The organism is Vibrio gigantis (assembly GCF_024347515.1).
Taxonomy (GTDB): domain Bacteria; phylum Pseudomonadota; class Gammaproteobacteria; order Enterobacterales; family Vibrionaceae; genus Vibrio; species Vibrio gigantis.
In genome coordinates this window covers 2,422,768-2,443,436 of the sequence record NZ_AP025492.1, presented here as the reverse complement: position 1 = coordinate 2,443,436, position 20,669 = coordinate 2,422,768, and the positions used below count along the sequence as shown (strand labels likewise).

The 20,669-nt window shown below is 44.7% G+C and carries 19 protein-coding genes; 15 read left to right on the top strand and 4 right to left on the bottom strand.

The features are described 5' to 3' along the window. Positions 1 to 5 precede the first annotated feature (5 nt). Complete coding sequence (gene udk, locus OCV56_RS10675) at positions 6 to 647, top strand: uridine kinase (protein WP_086712923.1); 642 nt, start codon at positions 6 to 8, stop codon at positions 645 to 647. Between the two features lie 106 nt (positions 648 to 753). Beyond that, the gene (locus tag OCV56_RS10670; RefSeq protein WP_086712922.1) at positions 754 to 2,880 is read left to right on the top strand and encodes an AsmA family protein; all 2,127 of its coding nucleotides are present in this window, start codon (positions 754 to 756) and stop codon (positions 2,878 to 2,880) included. A 209-nt stretch (positions 2,881 to 3,089) separates the two neighbouring features. On the opposite strand, the gene cobO is transcribed toward OCV56_RS10670, so the two are convergent. Continuing rightward, positions 3,090 to 3,695: a cob(I)yrinic acid a,c-diamide adenosyltransferase gene (cobO, locus tag OCV56_RS10665; RefSeq protein ID WP_048610567.1), complete on the bottom strand. Its 606-nt coding sequence runs from the start codon at positions 3,693 to 3,695 to the stop codon at positions 3,090 to 3,092. Between the two features lie 84 nt (positions 3,696 to 3,779). Between cobO and OCV56_RS10660 the strand changes: the two genes are divergently transcribed. After that, positions 3,780 to 4,229 carry a low molecular weight protein-tyrosine-phosphatase gene (locus tag OCV56_RS10660; protein WP_086712921.1) on the top strand — a complete coding sequence of 150 codons (450 nt, stop codon included), beginning with the start codon at positions 3,780 to 3,782 and terminating at the stop codon, positions 4,227 to 4,229. A 110-nt stretch (positions 4,230 to 4,339) separates the two neighbouring features. Here the strand turns inward: OCV56_RS10660 and OCV56_RS10655 are convergent, their stop codons facing one another. Beyond that, complete coding sequence (locus OCV56_RS10655) at positions 4,340 to 5,887, bottom strand: SulP family inorganic anion transporter (RefSeq protein WP_086712920.1); 1,548 nt, start codon at positions 5,885 to 5,887, stop codon at positions 4,340 to 4,342. Positions 5,888 to 6,145: 258 nt separating this feature from the next. Continuing rightward, positions 6,146 to 9,265 carry a ribonuclease E gene (rne, locus tag OCV56_RS10650; protein ID WP_086712919.1) on the bottom strand — a complete coding sequence of 1,040 codons (3,120 nt, stop codon included), beginning with the start codon at positions 9,263 to 9,265 and terminating at the stop codon, positions 6,146 to 6,148. Positions 9,266 to 9,883: 618 nt separating this feature from the next. Between rne and rluC the strand changes: the two genes are divergently transcribed. After that, on the top strand, positions 9,884 to 10,828 hold the full coding sequence (gene rluC / locus OCV56_RS10645) for a 23S rRNA pseudouridine(955/2504/2580) synthase RluC (RefSeq protein ID WP_086712918.1): 945 nt from the start codon (positions 9,884 to 9,886) through the stop codon (positions 10,826 to 10,828). Positions 10,829 to 11,091: 263 nt separating this feature from the next. Here the strand turns inward: rluC and OCV56_RS10640 are convergent, their stop codons facing one another. Continuing rightward, positions 11,092 to 11,673, bottom strand: a complete 582-nt coding sequence (locus tag OCV56_RS10640; protein ID WP_086712917.1) for a Maf family protein — start codon at positions 11,671 to 11,673, stop codon at positions 11,092 to 11,094. A gap of 149 nt (positions 11,674 to 11,822) precedes the next feature. On the opposite strand from OCV56_RS10640, the gene yceD reads away from it, so the two are divergent. The 11 genes from yceD (at position 11,823) to tmk (ending at position 20,669) form a co-directional block, all read left to right on the top strand. Beyond that, positions 11,823 to 12,350 carry a 23S rRNA accumulation protein YceD gene (gene yceD / locus OCV56_RS10635; RefSeq protein WP_046222705.1) on the top strand — a complete coding sequence of 176 codons (528 nt, stop codon included), beginning with the start codon at positions 11,823 to 11,825 and terminating at the stop codon, positions 12,348 to 12,350. Between the two features lie 35 nt (positions 12,351 to 12,385). After that, complete coding sequence (rpmF, locus tag OCV56_RS10630) at positions 12,386 to 12,556, top strand: 50S ribosomal protein L32 (protein ID WP_004737376.1); 171 nt, start codon at positions 12,386 to 12,388, stop codon at positions 12,554 to 12,556. Positions 12,557 to 12,565: 9 nt separating this feature from the next. Further along, positions 12,566 to 13,591 carry a phosphate acyltransferase PlsX gene (gene plsX, locus OCV56_RS10625; RefSeq protein WP_017062152.1) on the top strand — a complete coding sequence of 342 codons (1,026 nt, stop codon included), beginning with the start codon at positions 12,566 to 12,568 and terminating at the stop codon, positions 13,589 to 13,591. A 5-nt stretch (positions 13,592 to 13,596) separates the two neighbouring features. Beyond that, positions 13,597 to 14,547: a beta-ketoacyl-ACP synthase III gene (locus tag OCV56_RS10620; RefSeq protein WP_010437276.1), complete on the top strand. Its 951-nt coding sequence runs from the start codon at positions 13,597 to 13,599 to the stop codon at positions 14,545 to 14,547. Between the two features lie 80 nt (positions 14,548 to 14,627). After that, positions 14,628 to 15,551: an ACP S-malonyltransferase gene (gene fabD / locus OCV56_RS10615; protein WP_017630537.1), complete on the top strand. Its 924-nt coding sequence runs from the start codon at positions 14,628 to 14,630 to the stop codon at positions 15,549 to 15,551. A gap of 24 nt (positions 15,552 to 15,575) precedes the next feature. Continuing rightward, positions 15,576 to 16,310: a 3-oxoacyl-ACP reductase FabG gene (gene fabG / locus OCV56_RS10610; RefSeq protein ID WP_029235138.1), complete on the top strand. Its 735-nt coding sequence runs from the start codon at positions 15,576 to 15,578 to the stop codon at positions 16,308 to 16,310. 166 nt (positions 16,311 to 16,476) lie between these two features. After that, complete coding sequence (gene acpP / locus OCV56_RS10605) at positions 16,477 to 16,710, top strand: acyl carrier protein (protein ID WP_004737381.1); 234 nt, start codon at positions 16,477 to 16,479, stop codon at positions 16,708 to 16,710. A 93-nt stretch (positions 16,711 to 16,803) separates the two neighbouring features. Next, the gene (gene fabF, locus OCV56_RS10600; protein WP_019821243.1) at positions 16,804 to 18,048 is read left to right on the top strand and encodes a beta-ketoacyl-ACP synthase II; all 1,245 of its coding nucleotides are present in this window, start codon (positions 16,804 to 16,806) and stop codon (positions 18,046 to 18,048) included. 104 nt (positions 18,049 to 18,152) lie between these two features. Continuing rightward, positions 18,153 to 19,013, top strand: a complete 861-nt coding sequence (gene pabC, locus OCV56_RS10595) for an aminodeoxychorismate lyase (RefSeq protein WP_086712916.1) — start codon at positions 18,153 to 18,155, stop codon at positions 19,011 to 19,013. Then, positions 19,010 to 20,026 carry an endolytic transglycosylase MltG gene (mltG, locus tag OCV56_RS10590; RefSeq protein ID WP_086712915.1) on the top strand — a complete coding sequence of 339 codons (1,017 nt, stop codon included), beginning with the start codon at positions 19,010 to 19,012 and terminating at the stop codon, positions 20,024 to 20,026. The genes pabC and mltG overlap by 4 nt, the downstream gene beginning before the upstream one ends. Positions 20,027 to 20,036: 10 nt before the next feature. After that, positions 20,037 to 20,669 (top strand): dTMP kinase, encoded by a 633-nt coding sequence (tmk, locus tag OCV56_RS10585; protein ID WP_086712914.1) that lies wholly within the window; start codon positions 20,037 to 20,039, stop codon positions 20,667 to 20,669.

Sequence of the window (20,669 nt, the reverse complement as noted above, 5' to 3'; positions counted from 1 at the left end):
AATTAATGTCTGATAATAATCAATGTGTCATCGTAGGTATCGCTGGCGCTTCAGCTTCAGGAAAAAGTCTGATTGCTAGTACAATTTATAATGAATTGCGCGAAAAAGTAGGCGACCATCAAATTGGTGTTATCACGGAAGATTGCTATTACAGCGACCAAAGCCACTTGAGTATGGAAGAGCGTGTTAAAACTAACTACGATCACCCAAATGCACTAGATCATGATCTTTTATGTGAACATCTACAGCAGCTAATGAGTGGCAACTCCGTAGAAGTTCCTGAATACAGCTACACAGAGCACACACGTACTTCTGAAACGACTACACTTACTCCTAAGAAAGTGATCATTTTAGAGGGTATTCTGCTTCTAACAGACCCGCGTCTTCGTAAACTAATGCACGCAAGTGTGTTTATGGATACACCATTAGACATCTGTCTACTACGCCGTGTTAAGCGTGATGTAGAAGAGCGTGGTCGTACAATGGACACTGTACTTAAGCAATACCAACAAACAGTACGTCCAATGTTCATGCAGTTTATCGAGCCTTCAAAACAACATGCAGACATCATCGTTCCTCGTGGTGGTAAAAACCGTATTGCGATTGATGTGCTAAAAGCGCACATTGCGAAGTTGTTGAAGTCTTAATCGAATAAAATTTTGCCTAAGTGACTCACTTAGCTTTATTTTTTACCGAATCAGTGGCACTTTTATAGTGCCACTTTCTTTTGGAATCTAAGCAAGGAATATGCGGATGAAGAAACTACTCATTTTCATAGCTGTACCAGTGTCTGTTGTCATTGCAGCAATTCTGGCACTAGTGCTGTTAGTGAATCCCAACCAATTTAAGCCATTAATTGTCGAACAAGCCCAAAAACACACTGGCCTAGAGCTCGTGATCGAGGGCGATATCAGCTGGCAATTCTTCCCATCTATTGGCTTTGAACTTGGTCAAACTGAATTACGTAACCCAGAAGGGTTCACTCAACCAAATCTATTCAAGGTTGATACCGTTGGCGTTGATGTTTCGGTTACTCCGCTATTTAGCAACCAACTAGAGATCGGCAACATCACTCTAGACGGTGCAGAATTTTATTTAGAAACGCTTAAAGATGGTCGCAAGAACATTGATGCGTTAACACAAGCGTCAGCGCCTCAAGAATCTGAGCCTGCAGCAGATACAAGTTCTGAATCAGCGCCTGCCCCTCAAGAGCAAACTACCACAGACGCATCGGGTTGGACGATCAACCTTGCAGGTGTCACTGTATCAAACGCATTGTTTGAAATGGACGACAAGCAAGCGGGTTCATTCACTAAGTTATACGATGTGTCTTTGAACTTATCTGAGTTCGCTGTGGATACATGGACAACGGCAACCTTCGCCGCTTCTGGTGAAAACAATCAACAGAAATTCTCTGCACAAGGCAGTGCAGAATTCAAGTTAGCTGAAGGCTTCGCAAGTTACGCACTTCGTAATATTGACTTAAACGCTAAGTTCAATGATCCATCGACGTCGATTGAGTCAGCAAAAATTGGCTTGAATACGTTTGAGTTCGATAAGGTAAACCAACTGACTTACGCTGTAATCGGTAACGCGGCTGGCCTTGACCTTGATCTTAAAGGTGGCGGAGAACTTACTGTTGATAGCGCGATTTCAAAAGTAACGCTGAACAAATTAACGTTAGACTCAACATTCAAAGGCGACACGCTTCCTCAGTCTCCAATGAAAGTCGACATGCTGTCTGACTTAAGCTTCGATCTTAACAAGAGCCACCTGAGCTTTGTGTTAGAGAAGCTACAAGCTAACGCTATTGCATTAGACGGTAAAGCAGACGTAACCCTATCTGAAATACCAAAGGTTCGTTTCTCTCTTCATAGCCCGAATATTGATTTGGACGAGTTACTAGGCTTAGGCAATACAACAGAAACAGCGAGCACTGCTCCTTCTGGTTCTGCTGGTGGCTCAACGTCAAACTCTGGTAGTTCAGCTCCAGCTAAAGAAGTGGAACCTGATCTGTCGGCTCTGAAAACGTTAGACGTGAAAGGTGACATCACGATTGATAAGTTCAAGGCGAACAACGCGAAAATGCAGAATGTTAAAACGGCATTTTCAGTTAACCGCGGTGTGGCTGAATTGACTTCATTCACATCGAATCTTTACCAAGGTTCTATTTCAGCTACGGCTAAGCTAGACGCTCGTAAAACACCGGCGACTTACACGGCTAAGAAGAAAATCAAAGGCGTGAAAGTACAACCGTTACTGATTGATGTTGCGGATAACGATATGCTGGAAGGTACGGGCAATATCGATGTTAATGTGAAAGGTAAGAGCCTGACTCCGACGGGTATTAAGAAGAACCTAGTTGGTACTATCGCGATTAACTTTGAAGATGGTGCAGTTAACGGCATCAACGTAGCTCAACTGATTCGAGAAAACTACGCTAAGATCAAGGGCGAGAAAGTTGAAAGCACAAATGAAGCTCAAAAAACGGACTTCAGTGCAATGAAAGCGACGCTGAAAGTGGATAAAGGTTGGGTTTCAACTAACGACTTATCAGCACAGTCGCCATTGTTACGCGTGACAGGTCAAGGTAAAGCAAACTTCATCAATGAAACGGTCGATTTCCTTGTGCGTACATCAATTGTGGGTTCACTTGAAGGTCAGGGCGGTAAGAGTATCGACGATCTGAAAGATGTGACAATCCCAATTAAGGTAACTGGCCAGTGGGCTGACCCGAAATTCGCACTTGTTTTTGATGATGTGTTGAAGCAGAAAGCACAGAAAGAAATTGACCGTGGTGTGAACAAGCTAACGGACAAGATCAAAGACGAGAAAACTAAAGAAGCAGTTGATGGTTTATTGAAAGGTTTCTTTAACTAAACGTTTTTAACTCGTATATAAAGAAGCGCCATTCCTACGGTAGGAATGGCGCTTTTGTTTGGGTGCTTATAATACTTTCGAAAGATTCCCTATGACACGCGTCACTCGCTCTAGGGAATGACGATAGGTGGTTAAGAGCGTGACAGTCTAGTGGGCGTCATCCTCGAGAGGGAAGAATGAGCGAGAAGGGGATCTCTGGTTTAATGTGATTACCAGTCAACGCCTTGCAGAGCTTTAACTCCAGACTCGAAAGCGTGCTTTACGTTACGAACTTCAGACACGGTATCGGCCATGTCCGTTAAAGTACGATGTGCTCCACGGCCAGTAATGATCACGGATTGCATTTTCGGACGGTTATTCAGTGCTTCTACCACTTCATCCAGTTCAATGTAGCCGTAACTCACCATGTAAGTCAGTTCATCAAACAGAATCACATCAATCGACTCATCGGCTAGCATGCGTTGGCACTCTTTCCACACGCGCTGTGCGGCTTCGATATCTTGAGCCTTGTTTTGAGTTTCCCAAGTAAAGCCAGTACCCATCACTTGAAACTCTACATCGAGCTTTTGCAGGACATTCTTTTCGCCGTTATCCCAAGTTCCTTTTACAAACTGAGCGACGGCACACTTCTTACCATGGCCGACTGCACGTGTAATCGTACCAAAACCGGATGTTGATTTACCTTTACCGTTACCAGTAATAACCAACAATAGGCCTTTTACTTCTTGTGCTGCAGCGACACGAGCATCGACTTGTTCTTTTACTTTCTGTTGTCTTGCTTTGTGGCGTTGTTCTTTGTTGTCTTCAGTCGACATAACAAATCCTTTTAAGTTGTGATTGCGCCTATCATAGCCTAACTTAACGATAGCAAAAACCATCGGAAGAACAGGTGATTAGGGATGAAAAAGATACTTGTGGTTTGTATGGGGAATATTTGCCGTTCGCCAACAGGTGAAGCGGTACTAAGGAAGAAAGCGCAACAACTGGATATTGACGTTGTGGTTGACTCTGCAGGGACGATTGGTTTTCATCAAGGCAACCCGCCAGACTCGCGTTCGAAATCTGCAGGAGAGAAGCGAGGCTACAGCTTTAAGGGGATTATTTCTCGTAAAGTGGTTGATAATGACTTCGAAGAATTTGACCTGATACTCGCGGCAGATAGAGCCAATTTAGACGACTTAATGAGCCAGTGTCCAGCTCACTTCCAATACAAGCTTGCGTTATTTTTAAGCTTTGGAGAGTCACAATATCAAGAGGTCCCCGATCCCTATTATGGTGAGGGAAATGGCTTTGAATTGGTGTTGGATTTAATCGAAGAGTCGAGCGAAGCGATACTGCGTTCAATATAGTGTAGAGGCTGTGTTCTTGGTGGGCGATAAAGTATCAAGGTTCATCGATATAAAAAAGGCCGACATTGAATGTCGACCTTTCTAAATCTAGCTTTAAGCTATGACTAAGCTTACTTAGACATTACTTTGTAGATTGGGTCTTCTGCAACGTTCGCTTCAACTAAGCTACCGGCTTTGTGCAGCATAGCAACACAGTCTTGGCTTAGGTGGCGAAGGTGAAGTGTTTTACCTAGTGCCGCGTAACGGTCAGCAATCGTGTCGATCGCTTCAATTGCAGAGTGGTCAGTAACGCGTGAGTTTGCGAAATCAACGACTACATCTTGTGGATCGTTATATGCGTCAAACAACTCTAGGAAGTTAGCCGTTGAACCAAAGAAGATTGGACCGTTAACTTTGTACTCTTTAGAGCCTTCAGCGTTTACAGACGTGTCTGCGTAGATGTGTTTAGCATGTTGCCAAGCAAACATCAGCGCTGAAGCTACAACACCCACACCTACTGCGACAGCAAGGTCAGTCAGTACTGTTACTACGGTAACAAGAACGATAACGAAGAAGTCTTGCTTAGGAACGCGACGTGCAAGCTTGAAGGTTGCCCACTCAAATGTACCGATAACAACCATGAACATTACGCCCACAAGTGCTGCTAGAGGAATCATTTCAATCAGTGCAGAACCGAACAGGATGAACATGAGTAGTGCAACTGCCGCTACAATACCTGAAAGGCGACCACGACCGCCTGAGTTTACGTTGATCATCGATTGACCGATCATCGCACAACCACCCATCGCGCCAAATACTGAACACGTTACGTTAGCCATACCTTGACCAACACATTCACGGTTAGATTGACCACGAGTGTTTGTCATTTCATCTAGTACTGTCAGTGTCAGTAGAGACTCGATCAGGCCGATAGCCGCAAGAATAATTGCGTAAGGCAGGATGATCTGTAGTGTCTCAAAAGAAAACGGAACAGCAGGAATAGAGAACGTTGGTAGAGAACCCGCTAGCGTTGCAGCTTCGTCACCAGACATCGTACGTAGGAAGTCGACAACAGTTCGAGTTTCAAGGTCAAGACCTACAACCAAAGCTGTTACTGTAACAATAGCAACCAATGAAGATGGTACCGCTGTTGTTAGCTTAGGTAGGAAGTGGATGATAGCCATTGTAAGGGCTACTAGACCCAGCATTAGTGTCATTTGACCGCTTGGTAACCAAGTTAGTGCACCTGTTACGTCTGGTGCTTTAAATTGACCAAGCTGAGCTAGGAAGATAACAATTGCCAAACCGTTCACGAAACCAATCATTACTGGGTGTGGAACGATACGGATAAATTTACCTAGCTTAAATACACCCGCTGCAATTTGCAGAAGGCCGGCTAGCATAACTGCCGCAAATAGGTATTGAACGCCATGGGTTGCCACTAGGCTCACCATTACAACAGCCATTGCGCCAGTTGCACCAGAAATCATACCTGGACGACCGCCGAAGACAGAAGTAATTAAACCTACGATGAATGCTGCGTATAGACCAACCATTGGGTCAACGCCTGCAACAAAGGCGAATGCTACGGCTTCAGGTACCAGAGCTAGGGCTACTGTAAGACCTGAAAGCACATCATTCTTTACAGAGTGCTTTGAAAATTGTGGGAATTCGAACATGTTTGCTCAGCTATGCTTAAGATGGATTTACCGACACGGGTGTATTGCGTAGCCAAACAGTGATGGAAAAGAGCGGCAATAGCGAAGTGTCGAAAAGATAAGTGCGCGAATGCTACCCAAAAATGTGATTAAGTTCAAGGTTGAACCTAACTTTGAGTAATATATCTGTTAATTTTTATTCGATTAGTAGATATGAAAAAGGCTGCTTTAATAAGCAGCCTTTGATTCTATTTACTTGCGGTTATCTATCAGTAATCACTAGTAGTTTGGCTTTGTCATCACCGCGCCAGCTTTGTTCGACGCTGCCTGACTGCCAGCACCTTTCGATACAAAACGTTCAGTGCGGAACGGAGCTGCAATCACTTCAATCTCTTTGATCTCTTGAGGACCAGGAGCTTTAGTCATTGGTGAACCGGCTTGTTTCTTAGCAACTGCTGCCTTTGGTGCCGCTTTAGGAGCTTCTGTTTTTACAACAGGTGCTTCTTCAACTTTTGCACTTTCAGCTTTAGGCGCTTCAGCTTCAACAACTGGTGCTGCTTCTGCTACAACAGGCGCTTCAACTTTCGTCGCTTCTGCAATCACTGGAGCTTCAACTTTCGCAGTTTCAACGACCACTGGTGCCTCTTCAACGACTGCAGGAGCTTCAACTACAGCAGGAGTCTCAGCTACTTGAGCTTCAACAGCAGCTTCTTCGCGACGGATAATCACTTTGCCCATAGCTAGTTCAGGACATGCGAAGCCGCCAGTCATTGCTACGTTGCTTTGTGGTGCCGTCTCTAGAGCAACACTCTGCTCTTGAACAGATGTTTGAGCTTCAGCTACTACTTGAACTTCAGCCACTTCAGGTTTTGTCTGCTTGTGGTGAGGTTTTGGAATGAAGCGAGGCATCACTTTACCCATAGCCATCTCTGGAGAAGCTACACCACCTTTACGTAGGCGGAATGGGTTAGGGCGACGATCACGACCGCGACGACGACGTTGACCACTTGCACGTAGGTGACGTGGAGAACGACGGTTACGACGTTGTTTCGGCTCTTCCTGTTCAGTTTGCTCTGCATTCGCTTGAGTTGCTTCTACTTGTTCCGCAACTTTTTGCTCTTGAGCTACTGATTGTTCTTTTGAAACAGATAGTTCTTTAGCAGCAACTTGCTCTTTTGAAGCATTATCTTCAGCTTGAGCTTGCTGGTCTTTAACACGAACTTGCTTGTTCAGTTTACGACGCTGACGACGCTCTTTAATCTTAGCTGCTTTCGCTTCAGGCTTAGCCTTAGGCGCTTCCGGTTTTCCAGCTTGTGCTTCTGCCGCTAGCTGTAGACCTTCTTCTGCTAATTTAGATGGTGCTTGCTCTTCGCGTTGCTTCTGCTCATCACGTGGCTTATTGCGACGGTCTTGCTTAGGCTTACGAGGCTGACGATTTTGCTGTGGAGCTGCCTCTTTCTGCTCTTCAGGTTTCTCATCACGTGCAGGCTTACGACGACGTTTGTTGTCACGGTTTTCGTTACGATTGTCACCACGCTCACCACGTTGGTTACGACGACGGTTATCGTTACGATCACGGCGTTGACGGTTGCCGTTGTTGCGATTGTTTTTAGGTTTTTCTTCTTGCTTCTCTTCTTCTTTCTTCTCTTCTTGAGTTGAAGAGCCAAATAAGAAGCTACCGATAGCTTTGAAGAAACGACCAATTAGACCTGATTCTTGAGTTGCTGATGGCTCAGCTTTTTTCTCTTCTACAGCTTTAGGTGCTGGAGCGGGAGTTGGTGCCGATTGAGCCGGAGCTGCGAAGCCTTTCAGAGCAGGTTCTTCGATCTTCTTAGGACGAATAGTCTGTTCAGCTGGCTCTTTGCTTTCCGCTTCTTTTAGAGCTTCTAGCTTGTTAGGCAGCAAGTAAGACAGCAGATCGAACTCTTCACCTTCACGAACACGGATAACCTCAAAGTGCGGCGTTTCCATGTCTGAGTTAGGAACAACAGTGATCTTAACTTCTTGGTTCTTCTCGATGTGGTTTACTGAGCGACGTTTTTCGTTCAGAAGGTAAGAAGCGATTGGAACAGGTACAACAGCAAGTACTTGTGCTGTGTTGTCTTTTAGAGCTTCTTCTTCAATTAAACGTAGAACAGAAAGCGCTAGAGATTCGTTATCACGAACAACACCAGTACCTGTACAACGAGGACAAATGTGGTGGCTTGCTTCTGCTAGTGATGGGCTCAAACGTTGACGAGACATCTCTAGAAGACCAAAGCGAGAAATACGACCAATCTGAACACGTGCGCGATCTAAACGAACGGCATCACGTAGACGGCTTTCTACTTCGCGTTGGTGGCGAACCGGAGTCATATCGATAAAGTCGATTACAACAAGGCCACCTAGGTCACGCAGACGTAATTGACGGGCAATTTCATCAGCTGCTTCTAGGTTAGTGTTAAGTGCTGTTTCTTCAATATCGCCGCCCTTTGTTGCACGAGCAGAGTTGATATCGATAGAAGTCAGTGCTTCTGTTGGGTCGATTACGATAGAACCACCAGATGGAAGACGAACTTCACGTTGGAAAGCAGATTCAATCTGGCTTTCAATCTGGTAATGGCTGAATAGTGGCACTTCACCATCGTATTTCTTAACGCGATTCATGAAATCTGGGCGTATTAATTGAATGTGCGCTTGTGCACGTTCAAAAATAGTATTGCTGTCGATTAGAATCTCGCCAATATCACGACGTAGGTAGTCACGAATCGCACGAACGATAACGTTACTCTCTTGGTGAATTAAGAAAGGAGCTGCATTTGAATCAGAAGCTTGCTTGATAGCGCCCCAGTGATTCAGTAGTACGTTTAGGTCCCACTCTAGCTCTTCTGCACTTTTACCAACACCCGCTGTACGCACGATTAGGCCCATACCTTGAGGAAGCTCAAGAGTGCTTAATGCTGCTTTCAGTTGAGTGCGTTCATCACCTTCGATACGACGAGAAATACCGCCTGCACGAGGGTTATTAGGCATAAGAACTAAGTAACTACCAGCCAAAGAGATGAAAGTTGTCAGTGCAGCACCTTTGCTACCACGTTCTTCTTTCTCTACTTGTACGATTACTTCTTGGCCTTCTTTTAGCACTTCTTTAATGCTAGGACGGCCTTGGTATGTATAACCTTCAGGGAAGTATTCGCGGGCAATTTCTTTAAGAGGGAGGAAACCGTGACGTTCTGCGCCGTAATCAACGAATGCCGCTTCTAGGCTTGGTTCAATACGGGTAATACGTCCTTTGTAGATATTCGCTTTCTTTGACTCGTGACCTGGACTTTCGATATCTAGATCGAACAGTCGCTGGCCATCAACCAAAGCGACACGCAACTCTTCTTTTTGAGTTGCGTTAATTAACATTCTTTTCATTTAGAAATTCTCATTGTCTTTTCTTATTTTCATCATTGTTCTTATCGCTTTATTTCGTTTCTCATGGTGCCAGATCCCATGGCTTTATCGGTGCAGCCTCCCGGCTGGAGAGGGATGCTCTGGGGCACGTCAGTCATCATAGGGAGTTAGCCTATGATCCGCGATGTGGCGGTGAATACTCAACATGAGCGTACGTGAGTAGAGCGATAAGGAACCCAGTTGACCGTGTCTTACGCCGATTGCAGCACTGTCTAATCTGAGTTATCTACTCATTTACTTGCTTATGAATGGTTAGCTGTTTAAATAATAGTCAAACCACTGATAGCAGCTGTGAACTATAGCAGCGGTCGGTAAACACAGCAATCTGCTTTGTCGGAATGCTGTAAAAAAAACAGTTTTTGTTTGGGTTTTGATAGCTCTAACTCACTGTCTATAAATAATTTATCAATTGATATTTTAATTTGCAGGAATCTTGGTGCTTTTTTGTTCGAAGAATCAAAGAAATATAGAACTTCAACGAGCATTTGAGGATAGATCGGCAGGGATTAAGGATAAATAAGTTCGGAATAGAGCTAAGAAAATCTCAATTATCAAAAGTGACAGTGATACAATAGCCCAATGAGCGAAATTAGAACCCAAGTCCAATTCGTCGACATTGACGAAGATATGGCTGGTCAGCGTATTGATAACTTCTTACGCAACCAATTAAAAAATATCCCGAAAAGCATGATTTACCGAATCGTGCGTAAAGGCGAAGTCCGCGTAAACAAAAAACGCATCAAGGCTGAATACAAACTAAAAGCAGGTGATTTAGTTCGTATCCCGCCAGTCACTATTGAAGAGAAAACAGAAGACAGTGTACCAAGTACGAAACTCAATAAGGTTTCGGAATTGGAACAGTGCATCATCTATGAAGATGATCACATGCTGATTTTGAATAAACCATCAGGCACTGCGGTTCATGGTGGTAGTGGACTTAAGTTCGGCGCAATTGAAGCGTTAAGAGCACTTCGTCCCGATGCTCGCTTTCTTGAATTAGTGCACCGTATCGATAGAGATACGTCTGGCATTTTGCTTGTTGCTAAGAAGCGCTCGGCGCTAAGACACCTTCAAGCACAGTTCCGTGAAAAAACGGTTCAAAAATACTACTTTGCTTTAGTGATGGGCGAATGGAAGAACAGCTGTAAAGTCGTAAACGCGCCTTTGTTGAAGAATGAAGTAAACAGCATTGTTCGCGTGAACCCAAACGGCAAAGCTTCTGAAACCCGCTTTAAGGTTTTAGAGAAATTCCAAGAGGCGACGTTGATTCAAGCTAGTCCAATTACAGGCCGTACACACCAAATCCGTGTGCATGCTCAGTATACTGGTCACCCAATTGCTTGGGATGATCGCTACGGTGATCGTCGTTTTGACGCTTACACGGGCAAGGTTGGTCTTGATCGTCTGTTTCTACATGCAGCAAACATTAAGTTCACACACCCAGGTAGTGAAGAGAAGATGGATATTTCGGCGCCAATGGAAAGAAGGTTAGAGAAAGCTCTTACTGGATTACGTAAGATCTAAGAAGATACGAGATACGAAAAGAAGATATTCTTTTCAAATTGAGTGTGTACATAGAATCATAAAGGTTGACGAATATCGTCAACCTTTTTTGTTTGTGCGTGTTGTAGGAGATCCCCAACTCGCTCGTTTTGCGCTCTTGGGGATTACGGCTTTTTAAAGTCACGTTCTATATTATTCGCTGATGAGATAAAGTTGCGTGCGGTGTCATTCCCTAGACTGACGAAGGAAGGAGTAGGGAATCTCTAACAAAGAGAGCGTACCCGTTACAGCACACTCATTCCTTGTACTTCCAGCATATCGACCAAGTCGATCAGTGGCAGACCAATAAGGGTGTTCGGGTCTTTGCCTTCCATCTGTTTAAACAACGCGATGCCTAACCCTTCACACATAAAACTACCGGCGCAGTAATAAGGCTGTTCTTTCTCAACATAACTAATGATCTGTTGCTCTGTTAAATCGCGGAAATGCACTACAAAGGTGTCGAGACGCGTGTCAGCTTTATTAGCCTCACTGTTCCAAACCGAAAGCCCGGTATAAAAAGTAATACTCTTGCCGCTTTGGCGAGATAACTGCTCGATCGCTTTTTCTCGAGTATGAGGCTTACCTATGATCTCTCCGTCAATGACACAAACCTGATCAGAGCCAATGACTAAGCTAGGCAGATCCACAGCACAAGACTTAGCTTTGGTCTCAGCAAGGCGCATCACCAACTGTTGAGGTGTCTCTTCGGGAAGCGGCGTTTCATCGCAGTCAGGCTTAGCTGTGACAAAGTTTAACTGTAGTTTTTTGAGGATCTCTTGCCTAAATGGAGACGTAGAAGCTAAAACTAGTTGGTAATTTCTCATTTTAATTTACAATTCGAGTAAGCATTTAGTTCAGGATAACGTAACTTATCCTGCTATTCATAATGCTCTGAACAGGAAAGGTAGGAAAGTACATTTTTTTTGCCATTTCCTTTGACTAAACATGATTTGGAAGATAAGATTCGCGCCCTATGCAAAAGGAAAAAATACCGCGTACAGTTGATCCGGCAAGAACGGCTCAAAAACGACTTGATGTGAATGGTATCATTCAGGTCAGTCTTTTAAAGCGTTTAACCGAAGCAACTGAAGGCGTAAAACGTGACGCGCAAGTCTCAATGTCATTTGGGCTTGATGAACAACGATTAGTCGTTATCTCTGGTAAAGCTAACGTCGAAGTCGATTTAGAGTGTCAACGTTGTAATGAGGTTTTCGCACATGAGTGCGATGTCCAATTTACTTATACTCCTGTTTACAGTGAGAAAAGTGAAGAGGAAGCACCGGAAGAGTACGATTTGGTAGATCTGAACGAGTACGGTGAGTTAGACCTGATTCAATTAGTTGAAGACGAGTTCATCCTTGGATTGCCACAAATAGCAATGCACGACGATGCGGACTGTAGCGTTAACTCAAATAATTTGGTATTTGGTGAACTTCCTGAAGAAATTGAGGAAGATAAAAAGCCGAATCCATTTGATGTTTTAAAAAGCTTAAAGAAGTAACTGCTTCTTTAAGAATTTACATAGGAGTAGGGTCAATGGCCGTACAAAAGAGCAAGAAATCACGTTCAATGCGTGGCATGCGTCGTTCACACGATGCACTAACTACAGCTGCACTTTCTGTAGACGCAACTTCAGGTGAAACTCACCTACGTCACAACGTGACTGCCGAAGGTTTCTACCGCGGCAAAAAGGTTATCAACAAGTAAGGTTGACCTTTGCAAAATCTAACCGTTGCGCTTGATGCAATGGGCGGGGACTTCGGTCCTCGTGTAACAGTGCCTGCCGCCGTGCAGGCACTGTCGTATTTCCCAGAGCTAAAAGTCATTCTCATAGGTGATCGAAACGCGATCACATCTCAATTATCTTCATTAGGTCGAATGCCTGATTCTCGTTTGAGTATCCAGCATTGTGATCGAGTTATATCCAATTCTGAAAAACCGTCACTAGCCTTACGTAACAGTCAGGGTAGCTCTATGCGTGCTGCTATTGATTTGGTTGCTGAATCACAGGCTGATGCTTGTGTGAGTGGTGGCAACACCGGCGCACTGATGGCGCTATCTCGTTTCAGACTCAAACTTCTTCCCGGCATTGATAGGCCTGCATTGGTTTCAGCTTTGCCTACTGCTTCTGGCAACCGTACATGGATGCTTGATTTAGGGGCGAACGTTTCTAGTGACGCAGATTCACTGTTTCAGTTTGCCGTAATGGGCAGTGCATTAGCGGAACAACATTTAGGTCGCGCGCCACGTGTCGCTATCTTGAATATCGGCGCAGAAGAAATTAAAGGCAATGACCTTGTAAAACGATGCGCTGAAATGTTGTCGAATACTCAGTCTGTGAATTTCATAGGCTATATTGAAGGTAATCAATTACTTCAAGATGCTGCTGATGTCGTCGTATGTGATGGTTTTGTGGGCAATGTCTGCTTAAAAACGTGCGAAGGTACGGCTCAGCTCTTTATTGATAAGCTAAAAACGCGCATGATGGCTTCAACAATAAAGGGTTGGATAGCCAGAATGTTGTTTTCTGAGCTATTTACTGAATTAAAAACCTTGAACCCCGACCAGTATAACGGCGCAAGTTTGTTAGGATTGCGCGGCATTGTCATTAAAAGTCATGGAAGTGCTGATGTGTCTGCAGTCGTCAACGCGATTGGTGAGGCAGTACACGAGGTCAAACGACAAGTCCCCAGCCGCATTAGCGATCGTTTGGAAGCGGTTTTACTCGAGAGGCATTATTAGTCTTCATGTATAGCAAAATTTTAGGTACTGGCAGCTACTTGCCATCTCAGGTGCGTACAAACGCAGACTTAGAGAAAATGGTAGAGACTAGCGATGAGTGGATTGTTGCTAGAACAGGTATTAAAGAGCGTCGTATTTCAGCGGAAAACGAAACCGTTGCTGATATGGCGTTTTACGCTGCTGAGAATGCCATTGAAATGGCAGGTATCGACAAAGAAGATATTGATTTAATCATCGTTGCGACAACCAGCAGTAGCCACACATTCCCGTCTTCGGCATGTCAGGTACAAGGTAAGCTTGGAATTAAAGGCTGCCCTGCGTTTGATTTGGCTGCAGCGTGTTCTGGTTTTGTTTACGCACTGTCTGTTGCTGATCAACACATCAAGACTGGCATGTGTAAGAACGTTTTGGTAATTGGTGCTGATGCACTGTCAAAAACCTGTGATCCGACTGACCGCTCTACTATCATCTTATTTGGTGATGCAGCAGGCGCGGTGGTTGTAGGCGCAAGCGAAGAGCCAGGTATTTTGTCTACTCACATTTACTCTGATGGTAAATACGGTGAGCTTCTAAGCCTAGAAGTACCAGAGCGCGGCGGTGATGCTGACAAATGGCTGCACATGGCAGGCAACGAAGTATTCAAAGTGGCGGTAACTCAGCTTTCTAAGCTAGTTAAAGACACATTAGCTGCGAATAATATGGATAAGTCAGAGCTTGATTGGTTAGTTCCACACCAAGCGAACTACCGTATTATCTCGGCAACGGCTAAAAAGCTGACAATGTCGCTTGATCAAGTAGTTATTACTCTTGATAAGCACGGTAATACGTCAGCAGCTACCGTGCCAACAGCACTCGATGAGGCTGTTCGCGACGGGCGAATTAAACGTGGTCAAACGCTTCTTCTTGAAGCCTTTGGTGGCGGCTTCACTTGGGGTTCTGCGTTAGTTAAATTCTAACCTCAAGCGATAATCAACAAACAAGGCACATAACTTATGTGCCTTATTCAATTTTTTGCTTTGCTTAAAGGATAATTACAATGAGCAAGTTTGCTATCGTATTCCCAGGCCAAGGCTCTCAAGCTATCGGTATGCTTGCTGACCTAGGCGAACAGTATGATGTTGTTAAACAGACATTTGCTGAAGCTTCAGAAGCACTTGGTTACGATCTATGGGCATTGGTTCAAGATGGTCCAGTAGAAAATCTAAATGAAACTTTCCGCACTCAACCGGCTCTATTAACAGCGTCTGTTGCTATTTGGCGTGTATGGCAAGAACTTGGCCTAGAGCAACCTGTAAATCTAGCAGGTCACAGCCTAGGCGAATACTCTGCACTAGTATGTGCAGGCGTTATCGACTTTAAAGAAGCGATCAAGTTGGTTGAACTACGTGGTCAACTGATGCAAGAAGCGGTTCCTGCAGGTGTTGGTGCAATGTACGCAATCATCGGTCTAGACGATGAAGCGATTGCTAAGGCGTGTGAAGAAGCTGCGCAAGACGAAGTTGTGTCTCCAGTTAACTTTAACTCTCCTGGCCAAGTTGTTATCGCGGGTAACAAAGCGGCAGTAGAGCGTGCTGGTGCACTTTGTAAAGAAGCGGGCGCTAAGCGTGCACTTCCGTTACCTGTTTCTGTGCCGTCTCACTGTGCACTGATGAAGCCAGCAGCAGACAAGCTAGCGGTGGCTCTAGAAGCTCTAGAGTTCAACACGCCAGCACTGCCTGTTATCAATAACGTTGATGTTATTGCTGAAACAGACCCTGCAAAAATTAAAGACGCACTTGTTCGTCAGCTATACAGCCCAGTTCGTTGGACTGAAGGTGTACAAGCGATGAACGAGCAAGGTGTTGAGAAGCTACTTGAATTAGGCCCTGGTAAAGTTCTTACTGGTCTAACAAAACGAATCGTAAAAACTATGACAGCTGCTGCAGTTAATGACACTGCATCACTAGAAGCTGCTAAGTAATAACCACTTAATAGAGAAGTTATGATGAATTTAGAAGGCAAAGTTGCACTAGTTACAGGCGCAAGCCGTGGCATCGGTCGTGCAATCGCTGAACTTTTAGTTGAGCGTGGTGCTAAAGTTATCGGTACTGCTACATCTGAAGGCGGCGCAGCTGCAATTAGCGAGTACCTTGGTGAGAACGGTAAAGGTCTTGCTCTTAATGTCACTGATACTGACTCAATTGCTGCTACACTGAAAACCATCAACGATGAATTCGGTGCGATTGACATTCTAGTTAACAACGCAGGTATCACTCGTGATAACCTACTTATGCGTATGAAAGACGACGAGTGGAATGATATCATCGATACTAACCTAACGCCTATCTTCCGCATGTCTAAAGCTGTATTGCGTGGCATGATGAAGAAGCGTCAAGGTCGTATCGTAAACGTTGGTTCTGTAGTAGGTACTATGGGTAACGCTGGTCAAGCTAACTACGCAGCTGCAAAAGCAGGCGTAATTGGTTTTACTAAATCAATGGCTCGTGAAGTTGCGTCTCGTGGCGTTACAGTGAACACTGTAGCTCCTGGTTTCATCGAAACTGACATGACTAAAGCGCTAAATGATGACCAACGTGCAGCAACTTTGGCGAATGTACCAGCAGGTCGACTAGGTGACCCTCGCGAAATCGCTGAAGCTGTGGTATTTTTGGCGTCACCTGCGGCAGCTTATATCACAGGTGAAACACTTCACGTCAATGGCGGTATGTACATGGTGTAAATTATGTGCAACATTTGTGCATGATTTAAGTCAAGATCATACGTAATTTCGGTTAAAATCGTGAAAATTGTGGTTTGACCAGAAAAGTTGACCTTGCAACTTTCAATAGATTGAATAAACTACGGAAAACATCGCATAAAGCGAACTCTGTAAAGGAAAAGAAAAAATGAGCAACCTCGAAGAACGCGTAAAGAAAATCATTGTTGAACAGCTAGGTGTAGACGAAGCTGAAGTTAAAAACGAAGCTTCTTTCGTTGATGACCTAGGTGCAGATTCTCTAGACACAGTTGAGCTAGTAATGGCTCTAGAAGAAGAATTCGACACTGAAATCCCAGATGAAGAAGCTGAGAAAATTACTACTGTTCAAGCAGCTATCGATTACGTAACTAGCGCTCAGTAATAATCTCTCCCAGGCGGTCACCTCGACCGCCTGTGTTTTATCTAACTCATCTATCCTCATCTTAAATCACCTCAATCCCCGGAGTGTAAAATCGTGTCCAAGCGTCGTGTAGTTGTCACTGGCATGGGTATGTTGTCACCGGTAGGCAACACTGTAGAATCTTCTTGGAAAGCCCTGCTAGCTGGTCAAAGTGGTATCGTTAATATCGAGCACTTTGATGCAACCAATTTCTCAACTCGTTTTGCAGGTCTAGTTAAAGACTTTAACTGCGAAGAGTATATGACTAAAAAAGATGCTCGTAAGATGGACTTGTTCATCCAGTACGGCGTCGCAGCAGGTATTCAAGCTTTAGATGATTCAGCCCTAACTATTACTGAAGAAAACGCTCCACGTGTGGGTGTTGCTATCGGTTCTGGTATTGGTGGTCTTGGTTTGATCGAAGCCGGTCACCAAGCTCTAACTGAAAAAGGTCCTCGTAAGATCAGCCCGTTCTTCGTACCGTCGACGATCGTGAATATGATTGCTGGTCACATGTCTATCATGCGTGGTCTACGCGGTCCAAACATCGCGATTTCTACTGCATGTACGACTGGCCTACATAACATTGGTCACGCGGCTCGTATGATTGCATACGGCGATGCTGACGCAATGCTAGCGGGTGGTGCTGAAAAAGCATCAACGCCACTAGGTATGGGTGGTTTTGGTGCGGCTAAAGCACTGTCTACTCGTAACGATGAGCCTCAAAAAGCTTCTCGTCCATGGGACAAAGGCCGTGATGGCTTCGTTCTTGGTGACGGTGCAGGCATGATGGTTCTTGAAGAGTACGAACATGCGAAAGCTCGTGGCGCTAAGATTTACTGTGAGCTAGTTGGCTTCGGTATGTCGGGTGACGCTTACCACATGACATCTCCAAGTGAAGATGGCTCAGGTGGCGCACTAGCAATGGAAGCGGCTATGCGTGATGCTGGCATTACTGGTGAACAAATCGGTTATGTGAACGCACACGGTACTTCGACTCCAGCTGGTGACGTAGCGGAAGTTAAGGGCATCAAGCGTGCTCTTGGCGAAGCAGGTAGCAAGCAAGTGTTGGTTTCTTCTACGAAATCGATGACAGGCCACCTTCTAGGTGCTGCAGGTTCTGCTGAAGCTATCATCACGGCAATGTCTCTGGTTGACCAAATTGTTCCACCAACAATCAACCTAGATGATCCTGAAGAAGGCTTAGATATTGACTTAGTACCTCACACTGCGCGTGAAGTTAGCAACATGGAATATGCTGCATGTAACTCATTCGGTTTCGGTGGTACAAACGGCTGTTTGATCTTCAAAAAGATTTAATCATCTTATTAAAGACGTAAACACTCGTAGATAGTCACAATTAGACTTGTTTTTAAACGGCTTGATGCTTTAGCATTGAGCCGTTTCTTTTTATGGGGAAAAACATGTTTTGGGTTGATGGAGAAAGCCAGCAAACTGTCGATATCTTGGACCGTTCGTTTCAATACGGAGACGGCTGTTTTACCACCATGCTTGTTCAAGGTGGCCAGATTCAACATTTTCACGATCATCAGCGTCGTGTCGATGAATGCCTGAAAGCGTTACGCATTTCTGAACTTGATTGGGATGTGGTCAATGTTTGGCTCGATAGCGCACTTCAACACATCCAAAACAATGCGCTTCATGAAACAGAGAACCGCCATGAGACAAACAAGCCTCATGATGAAAAAGCAGGGATAAAGCTGCACGTTAGCCGCGGTGCTGGTGGCAGAGGTTATAGCACCAAGAATATCGCTAAACCTACGGTCACCATCAGTACGTTTGATTTTCCAAGCCATTATTCAGCGTGGCAAGACTCTGGTGTTGAACTCGGTGTCTGCCAACAAGCTTTAGGTTTGAGCCCATTGCTTGCCGGGCATAAGCACAATAATCGCCTTGAACAAATCTTGATGAAAGACGAAATGGATCAGGTCAATGAAGTCGATGGTGTGGTGCTTGATATCTCAGGCAATGTGATTGAAACCACTATGGCTAATTTGTTTTGGCGAAAAGGGCAGATCATTTATACACCTCAACTGACGCAAAGTGGCGTCGCAGGGGTTATGCGTAAGCAAGTGTTAACCGCGCTGAATCAAGCTGAACTTTCCGTTACAATTAGCGACTACTGCCTATCTCAACTCATGCAAGCTGATGAGGTTTTCATGACCAACTCCATTTTAGGGGTTGCCCCAGTTACCCGTATTAGTGAAACCCAATTTAACATTGGAACCGTTACTCGTAGCCTTCAAGGACAACTAAACTCGTGATCAAAAAGTTAATTATTTTTCTTATCTTGTGTCTAATCACAGCTGGTGCTGCTGGATTCTATGTTTACAACCAAGCGCAAGATAACCTGAAACAAGTCATCCAATTAGAAAAACCACAGGTCGTAACCGTTGCTTCAGGCAGCAGTTTTAATCGTGTTCTGGCACAGTTGATAAATGAGGGGCTATTTGAGGCTTCTCCTTACGAGAAACTCATCCGTAAGTTACATCCTGAGCTTGTTGACGTAAAGGCGGGTACATTTCTGCTAGAGCCGGGTTTGACCTTAGAGCAGGCATTACAAGTGCTTGTTGAGGGCAAAGAGCATCAATTCACTATTACCTTTGTTGAAGGCAGCCGCTTTGATGAATGGCTTGTGCAGCTAAAGGACAACGAATTCATTCAACAAACGTTGGATGGTGTTTCTGAAAAAGAGATCGCTGAAAAGTTGGGTATTGAAAATGAAAAGCTTGAAGGTCTTTTTTTAGCAGAAACGTATCACTACACCTACGGCACAACCGATTTAGATTTGCTGAAGCGCGCGCATCGAGACCTAATGAACGTGGTGAATGAGGAGTGGGAAAATAGAGCAGATAAACTGCCTCTTAAGTCACCTTATGAAGCTCTGATTCTTGCGTCTATTATTGAGAAAGAGACGGCCGTAGCTTCTGAGCGCGAGCGTGTGTCTTCTGTGTTCGTTAACCGTCTGAACAAGCGTATGCGTTTGCAAACCGACCCAACGGTTATCTACGGCATGGGTGACAGCTACGATGGAAATATCCGTAAGAAAGATTTACGCACGCCAACACCATACAACACCTATACAATGAGTGGTTTACCACCGACACCTATCGCCATGGCAGGCAAAGCGTCTATCAACGCAGCGTTGAATCCTGAGAAGAGCAACTATTTGTACTTCGTTGCGAGTGGCACGGGTGGTCACGTATTTTCAAAGAGTTTGACTGAGCATAACCGTGCAGTACGAGCTTACTTAAAGCAATTAAGAAAAAATAGATAAAGAAATAATTATGAATCAGTCGAAATTTATCGTGGTTGAAGGCCTTGAAGGCGCTGGCAAAAGCACAGCAATCAATGCCATCGTTGAGACATTAAAAGCATCGGGTGTTGAGGACATTGTTAATACTCGCGAGCCGGGTGGCACAGTTTTGGCTGAAAAGATGCGTTCGTTGGTCAAAGAAGAGCACGAAGGCGAGAAGCTTCAAGACATGACTGAATTACTATTGATGTACGCAGCACGTGTTCAATTAGTAGAAAACGTGATTAAGCCTGCACTCGATAGTGGTAAGTGGGTATTGGGTGATCGCCATGATATGTCTTCTCAGGCTTATCAAGGTGGTGGTCGTCAGATCGCTCGCACAACTATGGAGTCACTGAAATCAACCACACTAGGCAGCTTTAAGCCAGATCTAACGCTATATTTGGACCTAGACCCTAGAGTAGGGCTAGAGCGTGCTAGAGGCCGTGGTGAACTTGATAGAATTGAAAAGATGGATATCTCGTTTTTTGACCGCACGCGTGAGCGCTATCTAGAAATTGCAGAACAAGATGATTCTGTACTCGTGATTAATGCGCAGCAAGAAATTGAGCAAGTAGCCGCTGATATTAAAATCGCGCTAACTGCTTGGCTCGGCAAACAGTAG

Bases quoted from the DNA above. Each gene is read 5' to 3' on its own strand.
- udk (WP_086712923.1), top strand. From the start codon at position 6: ATGTCTGATAATAATCAATGTGTCATCGTAGGTATCGCTGGCGCTTCA.
- OCV56_RS10670 (WP_086712922.1), top strand. From the start codon at position 754: ATGAAGAAACTACTCATTTTCATAGCTGTACCAGTGTCTGTTGTCATT.
- cobO (WP_048610567.1), bottom strand. From the start codon at position 3,695: ATGTCGACTGAAGACAACAAAGAACAACGCCACAAAGCAAGACAACAG.
- OCV56_RS10660 (WP_086712921.1), top strand. From the start codon at position 3,780: ATGAAAAAGATACTTGTGGTTTGTATGGGGAATATTTGCCGTTCGCCA.
- OCV56_RS10655 (WP_086712920.1), bottom strand. From the start codon at position 5,887: ATGTTCGAATTCCCACAATTTTCAAAGCACTCTGTAAAGAATGATGTG.
- rne (WP_086712919.1), bottom strand. From the start codon at position 9,265: ATGAAAAGAATGTTAATTAACGCAACTCAAAAAGAAGAGTTGCGTGTC.
- rluC (WP_086712918.1), top strand. From the start codon at position 9,884: ATGAGCGAAATTAGAACCCAAGTCCAATTCGTCGACATTGACGAAGAT.
- OCV56_RS10640 (WP_086712917.1), bottom strand. From the start codon at position 11,673: ATGAGAAATTACCAACTAGTTTTAGCTTCTACGTCTCCATTTAGGCAA.
- yceD (WP_046222705.1), top strand. From the start codon at position 11,823: ATGCAAAAGGAAAAAATACCGCGTACAGTTGATCCGGCAAGAACGGCT.
- rpmF (WP_004737376.1), top strand. From the start codon at position 12,386: ATGGCCGTACAAAAGAGCAAGAAATCACGTTCAATGCGTGGCATGCGT.
- OCV56_RS10620 (WP_010437276.1), top strand. From the start codon at position 13,597: ATGTATAGCAAAATTTTAGGTACTGGCAGCTACTTGCCATCTCAGGTG.
- fabD (WP_017630537.1), top strand. From the start codon at position 14,628: ATGAGCAAGTTTGCTATCGTATTCCCAGGCCAAGGCTCTCAAGCTATC.
- fabG (WP_029235138.1), top strand. From the start codon at position 15,576: ATGAATTTAGAAGGCAAAGTTGCACTAGTTACAGGCGCAAGCCGTGGC.
- acpP (WP_004737381.1), top strand. From the start codon at position 16,477: ATGAGCAACCTCGAAGAACGCGTAAAGAAAATCATTGTTGAACAGCTA.
- pabC (WP_086712916.1), top strand. From the start codon at position 18,153: ATGTTTTGGGTTGATGGAGAAAGCCAGCAAACTGTCGATATCTTGGAC.
- tmk (WP_086712914.1), top strand. From the start codon at position 20,037: ATGAATCAGTCGAAATTTATCGTGGTTGAAGGCCTTGAAGGCGCTGGC.